Below are 18,129 nucleotides of genomic sequence, written 5' to 3'. Positions count from 1 at the left end.
GGGTGACCCCATAAGTTCAGAGTGGTCGGTGGACGTCCGCTTTGGTGCGCATTCCGGACTCAGGTTGGAAATCGCGTGATGTCCGAACCCGGCGCAGCGAACCGCGCGTCCCCTCCGACGAGCCGGCGGGCTTCGCCATGCCCTTCCGAAGTCAACCGACCCTCAAATTCTCCGCCGACGTCTTCCCCTTGTTGGGCACTTCCTCATAGCTGACCTTTGCACCCTCATTGAGTGTGCTGAGCCCAGCTTTCTCGACCGCGGAGATGTGCACGAACACATCCTTGCTGCCGTTATCGGGCTGAATGAATCCATAGCCCTTTGTCGCGTTGAACCACTTCACCGTTCCGGTTGCCACCTTGGTCGTCTCCCATATCCGATAGGACCTAGAGACAACCTCGTGCCGATCTAGAAGGCAAGCAAAACCCGCCGGGGGTGAGCCGGCGGGGCCCGAACTATGGGCTGGTGCCTGCCCTTCCTTCCAAATATCGGCGAATTAACTCGCTTTTGAGTTCCCTGGAGGCGCATACTCGGACAATCACCGCTCCGCCTCCTGGGCATTACCGGTGACAGAGAGTGTTGCGCTCCCGCCTATTCGAGGGAAGCATCATGCCCCAGTCTCAACGCCTGTCGTCCGTCATTCCATTCGTTGCAATTGAGCGCCCCGCTTGTCCGAAGTGCAAGGCCCCGATGATGCTCGTCAGTATCGAGCAAGCACGCCCGGGCGTCGACTTGCATACCTTTGAATGCGCCATCTGCAACCACGTACATACGACCCTTGCCGCATATGAAGACCCTATGAAGTCCAAGTCCCTTGGACGCTGGCTTCAAGGCGATTTGCACCCACCCAGGTAAGGCGCGCCGGCGTGAACCTTCGGATTTTGTAATACTTGAAGGACTAGCGCCCGCAAAGGGTCCCTGATTGAAATCGAAATGTCCGCGATCGCGGCGCCAACAATGCCCTGCATGTTCGGCAATGCCGCGAAGGGAATTGCCGAAGTCCGGAAAGACGGCAAACTAAACTTGCCACTAGAGATGGATCTTTCGCCGTAGCCGCTCCTAATTGTTTTTGACAGGTTAAGCCACTCATGCCGGCATCAAGCGCCTTAGTTCTTTCTGGGCGGCGGTTCGCTCGCTACTTCCTCTGCCAGTAGCTTTAAAAGCTTCTCCTGCCGCGCGTCAGCTTTCGCTGCCGCCGCTTCCGATGCAGCCACGAGACTGCGATAGAGCTTAAGGTTTTGCCGGCGAATGAAAAATTGATGTTCCATAGCTACCTCCTCTGAGGGCATGGACCGAAGCGCATCGTGCGCTTAAGAATGGAGGATGGGAAGTGTGGACGTGGCAGACCACTTGCTAATTTTCGCGACCTTTGCCTTCAGTTACCCCCTCGTGCTAAGCGGTACGTCCAACATATGCATATGCGCTTTTACTGTTTTCGCACCCGGAGTGCGATTCAATGCCTTTGCGATTTTCGTAGCGCCGGCGTTAATGCAGCCGGAAGACTCCGTCCACGGCGCGTAGTTCGGCAGGCTTGATCAGTTTGGAGTGCGCGACGGTGACCGCAAACAGCGGGCCTTCGAGCTTTGTTTCCCAGAACGCGAGGAAATCCTTCAATGCCGGGAAATCCGGAAACATATCGTAGTCCTGCCAGACGTAAGTTTGCAGCAGCCAGCGCCGATCCGGACGGCGATAAACGATTTCCGCTGTTGTCAGCCCGTAGCCTAAGACCTGCTTCCTGAAATCCTTGGAAACCGCATCTTTCTCGACCATGCCAACCTCCAGCCCAACTGAAGAGTAACGCGTGATTCTCAATTCGCCAAAAAGGAAAACGTTCAATAGGTCATAGCAATCAACGCGCTAGCAGCATGTTACTTCACCTGCTAGCAGTCGCCCTCCTCCAGAAACTCTGGCCGCAGTCAAACATCGTGAGCCGAAGCCCTTGTGCCCCAGTGTCACAGGCTTATGTGAAGAGCGGCTAGCACTCGCTCATTGCGACTGCCAATCCAGAAACAATCACAAATCACAAAAGCCATGGAGGATCGCATGAAGTTCCGTCCGCTCCACGACCGCGTCGTGGTCAAGCGCATCGATGCCGAAGACAAAACCGCAGGCGGCATCCTCATTCCGGACAGTGCCAAGGAAAAGCCCTCGCAGGGCGAGATCGTCGCCGTTGGTCCGGGCGGCCGTGACGAAGCCGGCAAACTGATCCCGATCGACCTCAAGGTCGGCGACCGCGTGCTGTTCGGCAAGTGGTCGGGCACCGAGGTCAAGCTCGATGGTCAGGAACTTCTGATCATGAAGGAAAGCGACATCATGGGCGTTCTCACTGACGTTCCCGCCGCCAAGAAGAAGGCCGCTTAAGCGCTTTAGCCCGTTCCCTCATCCTGAGGAGCCGGCGCAGCCGGCGTCTCGAAGGAAGAGGCCTGCAATCCAAATCTCATCCCTCAGGAATCCGCCCAGTCGCGCGGACCTTGGGATCTGGGAATACGGAGACCATTATGTCAGCCAAGGAAGTTAAATTCGGCGTTGATGCCCGCGACAGGATGTTGCGCGGCGTCGAAATTCTCAACAACGCGGTGAAGGTCACGCTCGGTCCGAAGGGCCGCAACGTCGTGCTCGACAAATCGTTCGGCGCTCCCCGCATCACCAAGGACGGCGTCACCGTCGCCAAGGAAATCGAGCTTGACGACAAGTTCGAGAACATGGGCGCGCAGATGGTGCGCGAAGTCGCCTCCAAGGCGGCCGATGCTGCCGGCGACGGCACCACCACCGCGACCGTGCTGGCCGCAGCCATCGTGCGCGAAGGCGCCAAGTCGGTTGCCGCCGGCATGAACCCGATGGATCTGAAGCGCGGTATCGACTTGGCAGTGGACGCCGTGGTCGCCGACCTCGTCAAGAACTCCAAGAAGGTCACCTCGAACGAGGAAATCGCCCAGGTCGGCACCATCTCCTCCAATGGCGATGTCGAAATCGGCAAGTTCCTCGCGGATGCGATGAAGAAGGTCGGCAATGAGGGCGTCATCACGGTTGAAGAAGCCAAGTCGCTTGAGACCGAACTCGAGGTCGTCGAAGGCATGCAGTTCGACCGCGGCTACATCTCGCCCTACTTCGTCACCAACGCCGACAAGATGCGCGTTGAAATGGAAGATGCCTACGTCCTCATCAACGAAAAGAAGCTATCTCAGTTGAATGAATTACTGCCCTTGCTCGAAGCTGTGGTGCAGAGCGGCAAGCCGCTTGTAATTATAGCGGAAGATGTCGAAGGCGAAGCGCTTGCCACCCTCGTTGTCAACCGTCTGCGCGGCGGTCTGAAGGTTGCCGCCGTCAAGGCTCCGGGCTTCGGCGATCGCCGCAAGGCCATGCTGCAGGACATCGCGGTTCTGACCGGTGGTCAGGCGATCTCGGAAGATCTCGGCATCAAACTCGAGAATGTCACGCTCGCCATGCTCGGCCGCGCCAAGAAGGTGATGATCGACAAGGAAAACACCACCATCGTCAGCGGCGCCGGCAAGAGGGCCGACATCGAGGCGCGCGTTCAGCAGATCAAGGCGCAGATCGAGGAAACCACCTCGGACTACGACCGTGAGAAGCTGCAGGAGCGTCTGGCCAAGCTCGCGGGCGGCGTCGCGGTGATCCGCGTCGGCGGCGCGACCGAAGTCGAGGTGAGGGAGCGCAAGGATCGCGTGGATGACGCGATGCATGCGACCCGTGCGGCGGTTGAAGAAGGCATCGTGCCGGGCGGCGGCGTCGCCTTGCTGCGTGCCTCCCTGCATCTCAAGGGGCTGCGCACCAAGAACGATGACCAGAAGACCGGCGTCGAGATCGTGCGCAAGGCGCTCTCCGCGCCGGCCCGCCAGATCGCGGTCAACGCCGGCGAAGACGGTTCCGTGATCGTCGGCAAGATCCTGGAGAAGGAGCAGTACTCCTACGGCTTCGACTCGCAGACCGGCGAGTACGTCAACCTGATCTCCAAGGGCATCATCGACCCGACCAAGGTGGTTCGCGTGGCGATCCAGAACGCGGCTTCCGTTGCGGCGCTGCTGATCACCACCGAAGCCATGGTGGCCGAAGTGCCGAAGAAGAACGCAGGCGCCGGCATGCCTGCGGGTGGCGGCATGGGCGGCATGGGTGGTATGGACTTCTAAGTCCAACCAGTCAGAGCACATCAATAAGAAAGGCCCGGCAGCGATGCCAGGCCTTTCTCCATTAGCGACACGTCCGTCTCGACGACAATAGCTGCATGGAGGTGACCGCTCTCAAGGGATCGAGTTGCAAGCGGGCTGGAAGAGTGCGAATTTCCGACCATGTCTTCGTCGATTTTCGCGAGCCAGTTAATGACGCCACTTCGCACGCTCTATCCACCGATTGAGCCGTACAAAGCTGGTATTGTAGATGTCGGCGACGGCCATACGATCTACTACGAACGCTGCGGCAAACCCGGCGGTAAACCAGCCGTGTTTCTTCACGGTGGTCCGGGTGGCGGCATTACTCCAGATCATCGCCGGTTATTCAACCCCACCCTCTACGACGTGATGCTATTCGATCAGCGCGGATGCGAACGCTCGACACCGCATGCCGAGCTCAATGCAAATACGACGTGGCATCTCGTCGACGATATCGAGCGGCTACGTCAAATCGCAACCGTGGAGAAGTGGCTTGTTTTTGGCGGGTCGTGGGGGTCGACGTTGGCACTTGCATACGCGCAGACGCATCCCGAGCGAGTTTCCGAACTCATCCTGCGCGGCGTTTATACTGTCACTCGGCCCGAGATCGAATGGTATTACCAACACGGCGTTTCAGAGATTTTTCCCGAAAAATGGGACTGCTTCCAGGCACCGATCCCGGAGGCCGAACGCGACGATATGATCGCCGCTTATCGCAAGCCGGTTGACAAGCGACGATCCCACCATACGGCTGGAAGCGGCAAGGGCCTGGAGCGTTTGGGAAGGCGAAACGATTACGCTTCTTCCGAATAAGAAACTGTCGAGCGCGCACGCCGACGATCACTTCGCCCTCGCGTTCGCGCGCCTCGAGAACCACTACTTCTCCAATGGCTGCTGGCTTGAGGAAGGTCAGATTCTGCGGGATGCTTTCCGGCTCCATGGTATCAAAGGCGCGATCGTGCATGGCCGCTACGACATGCCATGCCCGGCACGCTATGCGTATCAGTTGCACAAGGCGTGGCCTCAAGCGGACTTTCATCTGATCGAGGGCGCTGGCCACGCCTATGATGAACCAGGCATTCTTGATGCGCTGATTAAAGCGACGGATCGTTTTGCGCAGCAGGTCTGACCGGTTATCACCAAGCTGACCTGGTCAGATATTTCGCCTATGGGTCGTTTCGCCTTGGACGAGGTCAGCGTTAGGTCCCGCCTGAAAGCGGATTTCGCGCCCGCCCTTATTAACGAAGCCTTAATCATGATGGAAGTTCCAACCCGCTCATTGTGAGTTGCACAACTTCCTGAACACTCGCGGCCTTCTAACCTTGTGGTACAGCAGCCATTTTCCGCCCGACGCCCGGCGTCGACGATGGCTGCCGGGTTACGAGGTTCAGACGATGCGCGCCTCCGATTACCCCACGGTCGAGACCACCGAATTCCTGCTGGCGGCACTTGAGCAGGCGAGCGAGGCTGTCGTCATCGTCGACAGCGACCTGCGTGTAAGCCATTTCAACGCTGCGGCCGAGTTGATCTGGGGCGTCACCCGCGAGGAGATTCTTGGCCTCGATGCAAGCTGTCTCGGGCTCAATGACCTCAGGCAAGATTCCGAGATCACGATCCGGCGCAGTGACAGCAGCCGGCTTCGGGCCTCGCTATCGGTGTCGCGCGTCGAGATCGACGACCGCAGCAACTACATGGTCTTTGTTCGCGACATCACCGCAGAGGTCGAACGACGCGAGAGGATCGCGCTGCTCAACCTGGTGGCCGACAAGACCAATCGCGCCGTCGTCCTCACCGATCGCAAGCTGAGAATCATCTACACCAATGCTGCGTTCTCCGGACTGTTCGGATACTCGCCTGAGGAAAGCCAGGGGCAGCAGGCCAACCAGTTGCTGGCCGGCCGGCTCACTGACCGCAAGACCCTGGCGAGGTTGCGGCGCCGAATCTGCGACGGCGGCGGCGACGAGGAGGAAATCCTCGCCTACGGCAAAAATGGCGATGAAATCTGGGTCTCGGCCATGGTCAAGCCGTTCCGCAACGCCCGCGGACGGATCAAGTACATCTTCGCCCTGTTGACCGACATCACCGAGAGCAAGCAGCTGAGGTCGCTGCAGCAACTGATCATGGGGGCGCTGGCCGACGAGCTTCCGCTCACCGAGATTGCCGACCGGCTTTGCCGGCGCGTCGAAGCCATCGCGCCTGATGTCGTCGCTTCGGTGCTGCACGTCGATTCCGACGGATTGGTGCATCCGCTGGGCGGCCCCAGCCTGCCTGACGACTATTGCCGCGCGCTTGAAGGCATCGCCATCGGTCCGGACGTCGGCTCATGCGGGTCGGCGGCGTATTACGGCAAGCCTGCATTGGCCGAGAATATCGACACCGATCCACGCTGGCAGCCGTACAAGGCGCGGCCGCTCGAGATCGGCCTGAAGGCCTGCTGGTCGACGCCGATCAAGGCCAAGGACGGCCGCGTGATCGGAACCTTCGCCTTCTATTTCCGGGAATGCCGGGCGCCGAGCCGCTGGCATCAGCGGATCGTCGACGCCAGCGTTCACCTCGGCGCGCTGGCGATCGAGCGAAAGGAGGCGCGCGCCCAGATCGCCCGGCTCGCCTACCACGACATGCTGACCGGGCTGCCGAACCGCGCCCAGCTGCGCCAGTTGGTCAACCAGGCGATCGACGATTGCAGGGGGAGGCAACTCGCGCTGGTATTCCTCGATCTCGATCACTTCAAGGACGTCAACGATACGCTCGGGCACTCGGCCGGCGATGCGCTGCTCGTCGAGTTTGCAAAACGACTGCGCGCCCGCATCCAGCCGTCCGACCTGCTGGGACGCCTGAGCGGCGACGAGTTCGTCATCGTGTTGCCGAATTGCGATCCGGCTCGCGCCTCGCTGGTCGCCTCCAACATCACCGAAGCGCTGGCGTCGCCGCTGTTGATCGACAACAGGCAGGTGCCGATTTCCGCCAGCATGGGCATCAGCATCTATCCCGACAACGCCACCGATATCGATACGCTGATACAGCAGGCCGATGCGGCGATGTACAAGGCCAAGCAGGCGGGCCGCTCCACCCACCGCTTCTTCAGCGCCGACATGAACCGGCTTGCCGAGCAGCGGCTCGTATTCAGTGCGGCGCTGCGCCAGGCCATCGCCAATGACCGGTTGAGGCTCGTCTATCAACCGCAGACCCGAACCGTCGACGGCGCCCTCTACGGCGTCGAAGCGCTGTCGCGCTGGCACGATCCTGATCTCGGTGAAGTCCCGCCTTCGAAATTCATCCCGCTGGCCGAGGAAGTCGGCCTGATCGAGCAGATCGGCCTGTGGTCGATCCGCGAAGCATGCCGGCAAATGGCCGCGTGGCGCCATGCCGGACTGGATGTCCCCTGCGTGGCGGTCAATTTGTCGCCGCTCAATTTCCAGAATGCGAAGCTTGCGGCGGTGGTGGCAGAGACCATCGCGGCCAATGGCCTGCCGCCCGAAGCATTGATGCTCGAGATCACCGAAGGCGTGCTCGTGAACGAGCGTTCCGCCGCGATCGAGACCATGAATGCGATCCGCAAGCTCGGCGTCGGCCTGTCGCTGGACGATTTCGGAACGGGGTATTCGAGCCTGAGCCGGCTGGCGCATTTGCCGATCCGCGAATTGAAGATCGACCGCAGCTTCATGCGCAACATCGAGCGCGACGCCAGCGCGCTCGCGATCGCCACCGCCGTGGTCCGTGTCGGCCAGAGCCTGAAAATGGCCGTGGTCGCCGAGGGCGTCGAAACTGAGGGGCAACGCAAGCTATTGGCCGAACTTGGATGCGACGTCGTGCAGGGATATCTCTGCGCGCCTGCGATGTCGCCCGAAGCGTTCGAGCGATGGCTGCTCGACCATGTCGCCGAGCAAGCGCGGATGATGCGCAGATGCGTCGACGAGGCCCGTTCGCAGCCGACGCCGTCGCTGCTGATCGCTTCCACCGGCGGTTAGATGAACAGTCTCCGGCTTCCGTAGGGTGGGCAAAGGCGCGCATGCGCCGTGCCCACCATCTCTCCTCTTCACCGGCCTATGGTGGGCACGCTTACGCTTTGCCCACCCTACAGACCGCGCCCCCTCACTTCGCCGGGATGTACTTTCCGTCCTTCACCGTCAAAATGATGCGCGAGCGGTCGTCGAGGCCGTAGCGATCCTTTTCGGTGAAGTTGTAGACGCCCTGGCTGGCCGCGATTTCCTTCTCCGTGAGCAGCGCCTGGCGGATCGCCTCGCGGAATTCCGGGGTGCCCGGTTTTGCCGTCTTCAGCGCCACCGGCACCACGCGCTTCAACACTTCGAAGGCGTCGTAGGAATGGCCGGCGAACTGGCTGCGGCTGTTGGCGCCATACTTGGCTTCATAGGCGGTGTTGAGCGCGAGGCCCGGCTTCTTGGTCAACGCGCTGTCGGACTGGGTTTCCGGCGACATCACCGGACCGGACGCCATGATAACACCTTCAGCGGCCGCACCGGCGATGCGGATGAAGTCCATGCTGGCTGCGCCATGGGTCTGGTAGATCAGGCCTTTGTAGCCGCGCTCGCGCAGCGTGGTCTGCGGCAGCGCCGCGGCGGTGCCGGAGGCGCCGACGAGAATCGCGTCCGGATTGGCGGCGAGGAGTTTTAGAACCTGTCCCGCGACCGACGTATCCGGACGTGCAAAACGTTCCTCGGTAGCGAGCGTCATTCCCATCGGGATCGCCTGGTTCTTGAAATCGTTGAACCAGAGATCGCCGTAGGAGTCGGAGTAGCCGATATAGCCCACAGACTTGATGCCATGCGCCTTCATATGCTCGTACAGCACCTTGCCCATGATCGGTATAGGCTGCGGCATGGCGACCGACCACTTGATGCGCGCTTCGGTGATCGGGAACGGCGCGAGACCGATATGCGGAATGCCGGCCTCGTTCGCCACCGTCGCAACCGCGACCGTCGAAGGCGTCGTCGAGGAGCCCATGATGATGTCGGCCTTCGACTCGGTGACGAAGCGCCGCGTGTTGGTGGTGGCGGTAGTCGGATCGCCACCGTCGTCGAGCGTGATGATCTTGATCGGCACGCCGCCGATTTCCTTCGGCACGAAGTCGAGCGAGTTACGTTCGGGAATGCCGAGCGCCGCGGCGGGGCCGGTGGTGGTGATGGAAATGCCGACCGTGATCTCGTTGGTTTGCGCCATGGCCGGCAAGCCCGGCAAAGCGAGGGCCGCTACGACAGACGCAGCGGACAAAAAAGCCTTCTTCATTCATTCCTCCCTGGATTATCTATTGATCGCTTTAAGCAAAGTCCCGTGGGCTAATCAGCCCCTTCTTTAGGTCATGCGGGGGACTGAGTCAGCCCCGAGGGGACTGAGTCAGCCCCGAGGAGGCCTCGTCAGCCCCGCATGAATCGCTCGATGATCTCCGGTGGCATCGGGGCCGATTTGAGCTTCGCAGGATCGTCCGGATGCTTGCCGACCAGCACGCGGGTCTCGAACGCCTCGATCGCCAACGCCTCTCCCTTGAACACGTTGTGAACTACCTCGAAGCTCGACCGCTTGAAGCTGTCGATCCGGCTTTCGATTCTGATCCAGTCGCCATGGGTCGAGGGAATGTGGAATTTCGCCCGCGTATCCACCATGGGTATGCCGACCAGGCCATATTTGTGGATGAGGTCCTGCTTCGAGTAACCGGCCGCTTCGAACATGATCGAGGTCGAATCGTCGAACATTGCGAAATAACGCGGATAGTAAACGATGTTGGCGGGGTCGCAATCGCCCCACTGGATCTGCACGTCGCGCCGGTTGACGAACATGGATTGCAATATCCTAGCGCGGTGCCATGCGAAGCGCGGCATCGAGCCGCACCACTTCGCCGTTCAGATAAGGGTTGTCGATCATGTGCAGCGCCAGCGAGGCGAACTCATCGGCCTGACCGAGCCTGCGCGGAAACGGGATCGAGGCAGCAAGCGAGTCCTGCGCCTCCTGCGGCAGATTGGCGAGCAAGGGCGTGAGGAACAGGCCCGGCGCGATCGTCAGCACGCGAATGCCGAACTGCGCCAGTTCGCGCGCGATCGGCAGCGTCATGGCGACGATGCCGCCCTTCGAGGCCGAATAGGCCGACTGACCGATCTGGCCGTCATAGGCCGCGACCGAGGCAGTAGAGATCACGACGCCGCGCTCGCCGGTTGCAAGCGGCTCCAGCTTCGACATGCCGGCCGTTGCCAGCCGCAGCATGTTGAAGGATCCGATCAGGTTGACCTTGATCACCTTGTCGAAGTCGCCGAGCGCCATCGGGCCTTCCTTGCCGATCACGCGCTTGGCAACGCCGATGCCGGCGCAATTCACCAGCACGCGCGCCGGGCCGTGGGCCGCCGCAGCCTTGGCGATCGCGGCTTCCGCCGAAGCCGCATCGGAGACGTCGCAGATTACGGCTGTGCCGCCGATCTCGGCGGCAACGGTTTCCGCGAGCGCGGCGTTGAGATCGCAGACGGCGACCTTGGCGCCCTGCGCCGCGAGCCGGCGCGCGGTCGCAGCGCCCAATCCCGATGCACCCCCGGTGACGATGGCGGCCTGGTCCTTCAACTGCATGGCGTTCTCCCTGACTAACTCTTGTTCGAATTCGGTTACAGCGTAATCACCTGCGCCGGCGGCGCGGGCGAATAAATCTCCTCGATCAGCGCGCTGCGATTTTCCAGCACCGCGCGCTGGTTGATCGAGCCCTTGTCGGTGACCTCGCCGCGATCGATCGACAGCGGCCTGTCGAGCAGCACCGCGCGCGTGATCCGGGTCGACGAACCCGTGGCGCCAGCCACCAGCTGCTGGAAGCGTTCGCGGAAGGCCGCAACGATCAGCGGGTCGGACGCAGCAGTGGCAATGTCGTCAGGCGGAAGCGTTGGATTGATCAGGCGGCAACCGTCGAGGTCGAGCACCACCAGCGCCGATATTTCGTCGCGGTTGATGCCGGCAATGACGACGTCGCGCACCAGCGGCGCGCAGGTCGCAACGAAGCGCGCCCGCAACGGTCCAACACTGACCCAGGTGCCGCTGGCGAGCTTGAAGTCTTCGCCGGTGCGGCCATCGAAGTCGAAACCGGCGTCGAAATTATCGGGGTCGACCGGCTTCAGCGCGTCGCCCATTTTGTAGAAGCCTTCCTCATCGAAGGCCTTCGCGGTCATATCCGGCTGACGCCAATAGCCCGGCATCACGTTCGGCCCTTTGGCGCGAACTTCGAGCTTGCCATTGTTGGGCACGAGTTTGGCATCATTGCCCAGCACCGGCAGCCCGACATGGCCGGAGCGGCTGGTGTGCGGATTGACCGACATGAAGAACGGCGCGGTCTCGGTGGCGCCGAGGCCGGTCAGCATCGGCACGCGATAGCCGGTTTCCTGAACCGAAAGTTCGTCGAGGCTATTCCAGACGAAGGCCGACAGCGCGGCGCCTGAGAAGAACATCGCATGGAGGCGAGCAAAGAATTTTTTGCGCAAGGCCCCATCGTCGCGCAGATAGGGCAACAGCGATTCGTAGCCCTTGGGCACGTTGAAATAGACGGTCGGCGAAATCTCCTGAAGATTGCGCACGGTCTCCTCGATGCCGCCGGGCATCGGCTTGCCCTCGTCGAGATACATCGAGCCGCCATTGTACAGCGTCAGCCCGATATTGTGATTGCCGCCAAACGTGTGATTCCAAGGCAGCCAGTCGACGATAACAGGCGGCTCATCCTTCAGGAACGCCAGCGTCTCACGCAGCATCACCTGGTTGGCGCAGATCATGCGCTGGGTGTTGATGACCGCCTTCGGGTTGCCCGTCGAACCCGACGTCAGCAGGAATTTTGCGATCGTATCGGGGCCGATGGTCTCGTGCACCGCGTCGAGGCGGGGATGCAATGGGGTCGCCATCAGATCCGCCAGCGCGGTGACGTCGCGGCCGGGCACGGCGCCGCGCGACGCCGCGATTTCGGTGCCGAACGATACATTGGCGGCCAGCGCATCGGCGAATTTCGTGGCGTCGTCGGTGAACACGAGGCCCGGCGTCAACAGCTTCATCAGATAGCCGAGCTTGCCGTAGTCGCGCGACACCAGCGAATAGGCCGGCGACACCGGACAGAAGGGAATGCCGGCATAGAGCGCGCCGAACGCGATCAGCACATGATCGATCGAGTTGCCGGAGAGAATGACGACCGGCTTCTCGGCGGAAAGGCCACGCGCCAGCAGCGCGGACGCGATGTGCCGCGAGGAGGCGAGCAGCTCCGCATAGGTGATCTGCCGCCAGCCCCGTGCCGCGTTCCGCTCCGCCATGAAAATCCGATCGGGCGCGGCCGCGGCCCAATGATGCAGGCGGTCGGTGATGCGCACGGGATAGTCGAGCAGCTGCGCTTTCGGGCGCAGGTAGATGGTGCCGTCGTCGCGGCGCTCGACATGCACCGCGGGCGTGCCGAACGAGATCGGGCGCAGCGGATGATCGGCGCGCGCGGCTGAATCGGTCGAGGCGGACATGCTGGGCTTGGCGCTCATGTCAGGTCGGCTTCACCTTTGCGGTCTTGTGGTCGAGAAACGCGCGAATGCGGCGCTTGGCCTCTTTGTCGCTCTGCGCCACCGTCGCCATCAAGGATTCCATCAGCAGGCCGGCCTGCGGATTGGCCTCCGCGATCATCGGCAACGCCTGCAGCACCGCAAAATTGGTCAGCGGCGCGTTCGCAGCCACTCTTTCGGCGAGTTCCAGCGCCTTCGGCAGCGCGCCGTCGGCGTCCGTGAGGTATTGCGAGAAACCATAGGCCGAGCCTTCAGTGGCCGAATAGACCCGCCCCGTCAGCATCATGTCGATCATCCGCGCCACGCCGATCAGCCGCGGCAGCCGCACCGATCCGCCGCCACCGACGAAAATGCCGCGCTGGCCCTCGGGCAACGCGAAATAGGCTGACGGTTCGGCGACGCGGATATGCGCCGCGCAGGCCAGTTCCAGGCCGCCGCCGATCACCGCGCCCTTCAGCGCCGCGATCACGGGGACGCGGCTATACTGGATGCGGTCGAATACCCGGTGCCACATCTGCGAGTGCCGCAGGCCCTCGGTGGCGTCGTGCTCGGTCAGTTCGGACAGATCGAGGCCGGAGGAGAAATGGTCGCCGACGCCATGGATGACCACGGCGCCGGTCCCCTCGGGGAGATTGGAGAAGCAATCCTGGATCGCGAGGATGATGCCGTCGTTGAGCGCATTGCGCTTGGCCGGGCGGTTGAGGCCCACGGTCAGCACCGCGCCCTTCTGCTCGATCTTGAGCAGGTCGGATTGACCCGCAGCGGCGGTGGAGGCGTTTCCCATGGGCGTGTATTATTTCCTGTCGAGAATAGTTATATTTTATAACGATTTTGGGAGGAGTCAAGGCGGCTGTCCGGGAGGTTCTGGTATCGCTCGTTCCACGTCATTGCTTGGCGGGAGCCTGTCATCACTGTGCGAGCGCGATTGCGCTCGTCGCGGGGCGCGCATTCGCGCGACCCGTTGGCTCGCAATGACGGGTAGATAACAGCGCAGCATAAGGTCGTCGTACCCCGCGAAGGCGGGGTACCCAGTACGCCGCGGCCTATCGGTTTTATCACTGGCGTCTCTGGAATACTGGGTCACCCGCCCCAGTGCGCAATTGCGCACAAGGCGGGTGACGACAACTGAATGTGCATCTGCGTTCTCGCGGCTCAATGAGCCCGAGGTTTGCATGAACCTTGTCCCTCCTGAGAGGGAGCAGGGAATGCCGGGTGCTTGCTGCACCCGCGGTCTCGTGTGCAATGTGCACGAGGAAGTGCGCACACGAGCATACAGGTACAGCCGGAGCACTCCGGCATTCCCTGCGCAATGGTTTGACGGCTTATGCCGCGCTCTCCCTGGAGACGAATTCGTCTTGCCTCCATCACTGCCGGCTTGATGGCTCAATCGATCCGGTTGGATCGAAGTCGCCACCGGCAGCTTGGCACCAGCCACGGGTGTCGGGACCACACGGTTTTGCCGTACGCTTCAGCGCCGTACGTCCTGCGCGCGGTGCTCGCTCACGGATAACCGCCCTGCGAACAGCCTCTCGCGCCTGACGCTGCCGCGTCCACCGCAACCCGTCCCAACGTTCGTGACGATGGCCAACGCCCCTCTTCTCGGGACGGGATGCCCGGTTTGTAGGACTGATTTGGGGTGGCGGCGAAGCGGATTATTTTTGCAGCCGAGACTGGACGGGGCAAATCAGCTTGAAACCATTGCGGAAAATCGCCTGAACGCGCACGCCTCCCTCCACGTCATTGCGAGCGCAGCGAAGGGATCGTAGGGTGGGCAAAGGCGCACTTGCGCCGTGCCCACCATCCATCAACAGCATTCCACTGAATGGTGGGCACGCTTCGCTTTGCCCACCCTACGGCCCCAAAAAAACTCAAAGCACCTGATGCACGTCGATCACCACCCGGTCGGCGTGGCGGGCGGCGGAGCCGATGAACAGGTTTTCCATCAGCCAGCGGTATTTTGCGGCCCCGGTCTCGAACCGCGGCACGGTGCGGCAATAGATCAGTTTTGGGTCCACCGGCTCGCCGCGCTTCAGCTTCTGCAGCAAGTCGACCGGGCCGAAGCGCAGGCCCTTGTTCTCGACATAGACCACCGCGCCGTCGTCGGTCTCGAAGGCGTATTTCGCTTCCAGCTCGATCAGTTCGTTTGGGCGGATGATCTGGAAGTCGGCGCCGAACGCGCAGACCTTGCCGTTGATCCCCTCGCCTTTCACCTCGCCGCCGATGATCGGAATGATCCGGCGCACGCCGGTGCCGATCTCGCCCGCCGAGGTCACCTCGCCGATCCGGGCGGTGATGGTGAAGACGTATCTGGTCGAAAGCTGCGGGGTCATCGGAAGAACCCTAAAGTGTGAGCATGATCTAGTCCGAAAACCGATTCCCACTTTTCGGGATCATGCTCAGTGAGCCATCATGCGGGTCGGCAACCAAAGCGCCAGCATCGGAAATGCGATCAGGATCACCAGCCGGATCAGGTCGGTCACGACGAACGGGATCACGCCGCGGAAGATCGTCGAGAATGACACGTCTTTCACCACGCTCTTGATGACAAAGACGTTCATGCCGACGGGCGGATGGATCAGGCCGAGTTCGACCGTCATGACGATGATGATGCCGAACCAGATCGGGTCGAAGCCGAGATGGATGATGACCGGGAAGATGATCGGCACGGTGAGGATGATCATGGCCATGGCGTCCATCAGGCAGCCCAGCACCAGATACATCACCATGATGAGAGCAAGAATGCCGTAGGGGCCGAGCCCAAGCCCGGTGAGAAGTTCCGTGACCTTCTGCGGGGTCTGCGTCACCGTCAGAAAATAGCCGAAGATCAGCGCGCCGATCAGCACCGTGAAGGCGGCGGCCGCCGTGCGGGTGGCTTGCAAGAGCGACGCGAGGATCTTTTCCTTGTTCAGCCGTCCGGTGAGCAGGCCAATCAGGAACGCGCCGGTGGCGCCAACGCCGCCGGCCTCGGTCGGCGTAAAGCGCGGCAGAAACGGCAAGCCGTAAAGTCCGCCAATGACGAAGATGAACAGCAGTACCGGGGCCCAGATGCTCTTCAGGCCCGCAAAGCGCTCGCGCCACGGGATCGGCGTCCCCCTCGGCAGGAAGTCAGGCCTGAACCAGCCGATCAGCGCGATGGTCATCATGTACATGGTCATCGCGAGGATGCCGGGAATGATGCCGGCGATGAACAGCTTTCCGATGTCCTGCTCGGTGATGATGCCGTAGACCGCAAGCACCGTGGACGGTGGCAGCATGGCGCCCAGCGTGCCGCCGGCCGCGATCACGCCGGTGGCGAAGGATTGCGGATAGCCGAAGCGGCGCATTTCCGGATAGGCCACGGCCGAGAAGGTTGCGGCGGTCGCGACCGACGAGCCGCAGATCGCGGCAAAGCCGCCGCAGGCGCCGACGGTGGCAATGCCGAGCCCGCCGCGCAGATGACCGACAAAGCCATTGGCGGCGCGGAACAGCTCCTGACTCATGCCGGAATTGCTGACGAAGGTGCCCATCAGCAGGAACATCGGGATGACGCCAAAAGTGTAGTCAGTCACCGTGCGCATCGAGGTCTGGCCGACCAGTTTCAGCGCCGGCGTGAAACCGACGAGGTAGCCAAAGCCGCAGACACCGACGAGCCCCATCGCCATGCCGACGGGCACGCGCAGCAGCATCAGCGCGAACAGCGCGACAAATCCGAGGACGGCGACCGCGTCTGTGCTCATCACCTACTCCACGGCCTTGATCTTGGGTTCTTCCTGCATCTCTTCCGGATGGAAGATCAGGCGATAGGTGCGGATCGCGATCAGCAGCACCGCCGCGCCATCGCCGGCCCAGGCAACGGCAAAAAACGGCCAGGTCGGCATGTGCAGGTCGAAGGTGAGAACGTTGTCGTTGTAGGTGCCGCGCACCTTGTCGAACAGCGTCCAGGTCTGCACCGCCACCACGAACAGCAGCACCAGCGTGGCGAACACGTCGATCATGCGCTTGTATTTCGGGCCGACATTGGCCCAGACCAGATCGACGGTGATGTGGCCGCCGCGATAGCTGGTGGCGGCAATGCCCCAGAAAATCAGAATGCCGAGCAGCATGCGACCGATATCGAACGAGTCCGGAATGTTGTAGCTGAGCGTGTTGCGCAGGATCACGGCCAGGAAAATGTTCAGCGCAACGATGCCGACAAAGGCGGCTGCGATCCATTCGATCGTGTCGATGAACCGGTCCATCCACGCGCGACTCATGGCGGCTCCGAGAGGCTGATTAAATGTAAGGAAAAGGCGCGGCGGAGGTCCCGCCGCGCCGGGGTTACGGGATCAGGCTATTCCGCGAGCGCATTGTGCTTCTTCAGCGCCGCGCGCAGCTCCGTCATTGCCGGATCGGGATCGACGCCGTTCTTCTTGACGCCGTCGCCCCAGGTCTTGGTCAGCGGCTCGGAAGCCTTCTTCCACAGCGCGATCTGCTCCGGCGTGAGCTTGTAGACCTCGTGGCTGGTGTCCGCCTTGATCTTCGCGATGCCGGCATCTTCCATCTTGCCCCAGTACTCGCCGACACGGCCGGAGGCCTCGGTGTTGCAATTGTTGTCGATCGCCTTCTTCTGCTTGTCGGACATCTGGTTGTACTTGTCCTTGTTGACAACGAAGGCGAAGGTCGTGACGTAGAGCGGCGCGTCCATGTCGTACTTCGTCACCTTGTCGATGCCGAACAGAAGCAGCGAGCCCCAGGGGAAGGTGACCGCGTCGGCGACGCCGCGTTCGATGATGTCGCGCACTTCCGGCGCCGATGATTGCACATTGGTGCCGCCGAGCGACGTGACGAAGTTGGCCATGGTGGCGTGCGCCGGGCGGATCTTCATGCCCTTGACGTCGTCAGGCACCACGATCTTCTTGGTGCGCGAATGGAACGACGACGGCGAATGGATGAAGGCGAGACAGAACTTGACGTCCTTCATCTCCTTGTCGGCATATTTGCGGTACCATTCGTCCAGCGCCATCGAGCCGCCCTTGGCGTCCGACATCAGGAACGGCAGCTCGCCCGCGCCGATGATCGGGAAGCGGCCGGGCTGATAGCCGGGATTGACGTAGGTGACGTCGGCGATGCCGTCGCGCGCCATGTCGTAATGGTCGAACGCCTTGCCGAGCTGCTGGGCGGGAAACACTTTTGACTTGATGGTGCCGCCGGAATCCTTCTCGACCGCGGCCGCCCAGTCTTCCAGCGACTTCTGCAGCGGATGCGAAGCCGGCACCCAGTGCGAAATCTTCAGGTCGATATTCTTCTCCTGCGCCACCGCAGGCGTCACGCTGGCGGCCAGCAGCAGCGCCAGAAATGTTTTCCTCATCGACATTCTCTCCCTTGGCACGTGGACTCTTTTCGATGCCCGATGTTGTTAGTTAACATGTTATCTAAGTCGCCGGTGTTTTCAAGGCGGACATTCGGCCGCGGCGCCTTCTCTCCCCTGTTTGCTATGGGTGCAC

At 61.7% G+C, this 18,129-nt stretch carries 15 protein-coding genes and 1 pseudogene; 4 read left to right on the top strand and 12 right to left on the bottom strand.

Going from position 1 to position 18,129, the window contains the following annotated elements; all coding sequences use genetic code 11:
• Window positions 1–151: 151 nt before the first annotated feature.
• The 3 genes from IVB05_RS03785 to IVB05_RS03775 all read right to left on the bottom strand — a co-directional run bounded on the left by IVB05_RS03785 (window position 152) and on the right by IVB05_RS03775 (window position 1,767).
• Window positions 152–355 carry a cold-shock protein gene (locus IVB05_RS03785; protein WP_074278830.1) on the bottom strand — a complete coding sequence of 68 codons (204 nt, stop codon included), beginning with the start codon at window positions 353–355 and terminating at the stop codon, window positions 152–154.
• A 748-nt stretch (window positions 356–1,103) separates the two neighbouring features.
• Window positions 1,104–1,265, bottom strand: a complete 162-nt coding sequence (locus IVB05_RS03780; protein ID WP_247783091.1) for a hypothetical protein — start codon at window positions 1,263–1,265, stop codon at window positions 1,104–1,106.
• Between the two features lie 217 nt (window positions 1,266–1,482).
• Window positions 1,483–1,767 (bottom strand): usg protein, encoded by a 285-nt coding sequence (locus IVB05_RS03775; protein WP_247783090.1) that lies wholly within the window; start codon window positions 1,765–1,767, stop codon window positions 1,483–1,485.
• A gap of 273 nt (window positions 1,768–2,040) precedes the next feature.
• Between IVB05_RS03775 and IVB05_RS03770 the strand changes: the two genes are divergently transcribed.
• From IVB05_RS03770 to IVB05_RS03755, 4 genes and pseudogenes are all read left to right on the top strand, one after another.
• Window positions 2,041–2,358: a co-chaperone GroES gene (locus tag IVB05_RS03770; protein ID WP_108514357.1), complete on the top strand. Its 318-nt coding sequence runs from the start codon at window positions 2,041–2,043 to the stop codon at window positions 2,356–2,358.
• A 137-nt stretch (window positions 2,359–2,495) separates the two neighbouring features.
• Entirely contained in the window at window positions 2,496–4,142 is a 1,647-nt protein-coding gene (groL, locus tag IVB05_RS03765; RefSeq protein WP_247783089.1) for a chaperonin GroEL, read from the top strand.
• A gap of 189 nt (window positions 4,143–4,331) precedes the next feature.
• A pseudogene (pip, locus tag IVB05_RS03760) lies at window positions 4,332–5,289 on the top strand (prolyl aminopeptidase).
• Window positions 5,290–5,554: 265 nt separating this feature from the next.
• The gene (locus IVB05_RS03755; protein WP_247783088.1) at window positions 5,555–8,128 is read left to right on the top strand and encodes an EAL domain-containing protein; all 2,574 of its coding nucleotides are present in this window, start codon (window positions 5,555–5,557) and stop codon (window positions 8,126–8,128) included.
• 124 nt (window positions 8,129–8,252) lie between these two features.
• Here IVB05_RS03755 and IVB05_RS03750 read toward each other — a convergent pair whose 3' ends face one another.
• The 9 genes from IVB05_RS03750 to IVB05_RS03710 all read right to left on the bottom strand — a co-directional run bounded on the left by IVB05_RS03750 (window position 8,253) and on the right by IVB05_RS03710 (window position 17,993).
• A complete protein-coding gene (locus IVB05_RS03750; protein WP_247783087.1) occupies window positions 8,253–9,404 on the bottom strand; it encodes an ABC transporter substrate-binding protein in 1,152 nt (383 codons plus the stop codon).
• Window positions 9,405–9,532: 128 nt separating this feature from the next.
• The gene (locus IVB05_RS03745) at window positions 9,533–9,952 is read right to left on the bottom strand and encodes a thioesterase family protein (protein WP_247783086.1); all 420 of its coding nucleotides are present in this window, start codon (window positions 9,950–9,952) and stop codon (window positions 9,533–9,535) included.
• A 13-nt stretch (window positions 9,953–9,965) separates the two neighbouring features.
• Window positions 9,966–10,727, bottom strand: a complete 762-nt coding sequence (locus tag IVB05_RS03740; protein WP_247783084.1) for an SDR family NAD(P)-dependent oxidoreductase — start codon at window positions 10,725–10,727, stop codon at window positions 9,966–9,968.
• A 35-nt stretch (window positions 10,728–10,762) separates the two neighbouring features.
• Window positions 10,763–12,649, bottom strand: a complete 1,887-nt coding sequence (locus tag IVB05_RS03735) for a feruloyl-CoA synthase (protein WP_247783083.1) — start codon at window positions 12,647–12,649, stop codon at window positions 10,763–10,765.
• A gap of 1 nt (window position 12,650) precedes the next feature.
• Window positions 12,651–13,451: a crotonase/enoyl-CoA hydratase family protein gene (locus IVB05_RS03730; RefSeq protein WP_247783082.1), complete on the bottom strand. Its 801-nt coding sequence runs from the start codon at window positions 13,449–13,451 to the stop codon at window positions 12,651–12,653.
• Between the two features lie 1,084 nt (window positions 13,452–14,535).
• Window positions 14,536–14,997 carry a DUF3237 domain-containing protein gene (locus IVB05_RS03725; RefSeq protein ID WP_247783081.1) on the bottom strand — a complete coding sequence of 154 codons (462 nt, stop codon included), beginning with the start codon at window positions 14,995–14,997 and terminating at the stop codon, window positions 14,536–14,538.
• A 66-nt stretch (window positions 14,998–15,063) separates the two neighbouring features.
• A complete protein-coding gene (locus IVB05_RS03720; protein ID WP_247783080.1) occupies window positions 15,064–16,383 on the bottom strand; it encodes a TRAP transporter permease in 1,320 nt (439 codons plus the stop codon).
• Between the two features lie 3 nt (window positions 16,384–16,386).
• Window positions 16,387–16,899 carry a TRAP transporter small permease gene (locus tag IVB05_RS03715; RefSeq protein ID WP_108514368.1) on the bottom strand — a complete coding sequence of 171 codons (513 nt, stop codon included), beginning with the start codon at window positions 16,897–16,899 and terminating at the stop codon, window positions 16,387–16,389.
• A 77-nt stretch (window positions 16,900–16,976) separates the two neighbouring features.
• Window positions 16,977–17,993, bottom strand: coding sequence for a TRAP transporter substrate-binding protein (locus IVB05_RS03710; protein ID WP_247783078.1), 1,017 nt, complete (start codon window positions 17,991–17,993; stop codon window positions 16,977–16,979).
• Window positions 17,994–18,129: the final 136 nt, after the last annotated feature.

This window comes from Bradyrhizobium sp. 170, from assembly GCF_023101085.1.
Lineage (GTDB): Bacteria > Pseudomonadota > Alphaproteobacteria > Rhizobiales > Xanthobacteraceae > Bradyrhizobium.
The sequence above is the reverse complement of the archived record's forward strand: the minus strand, read 5'-3'. Positions and strand labels throughout refer to the sequence as shown.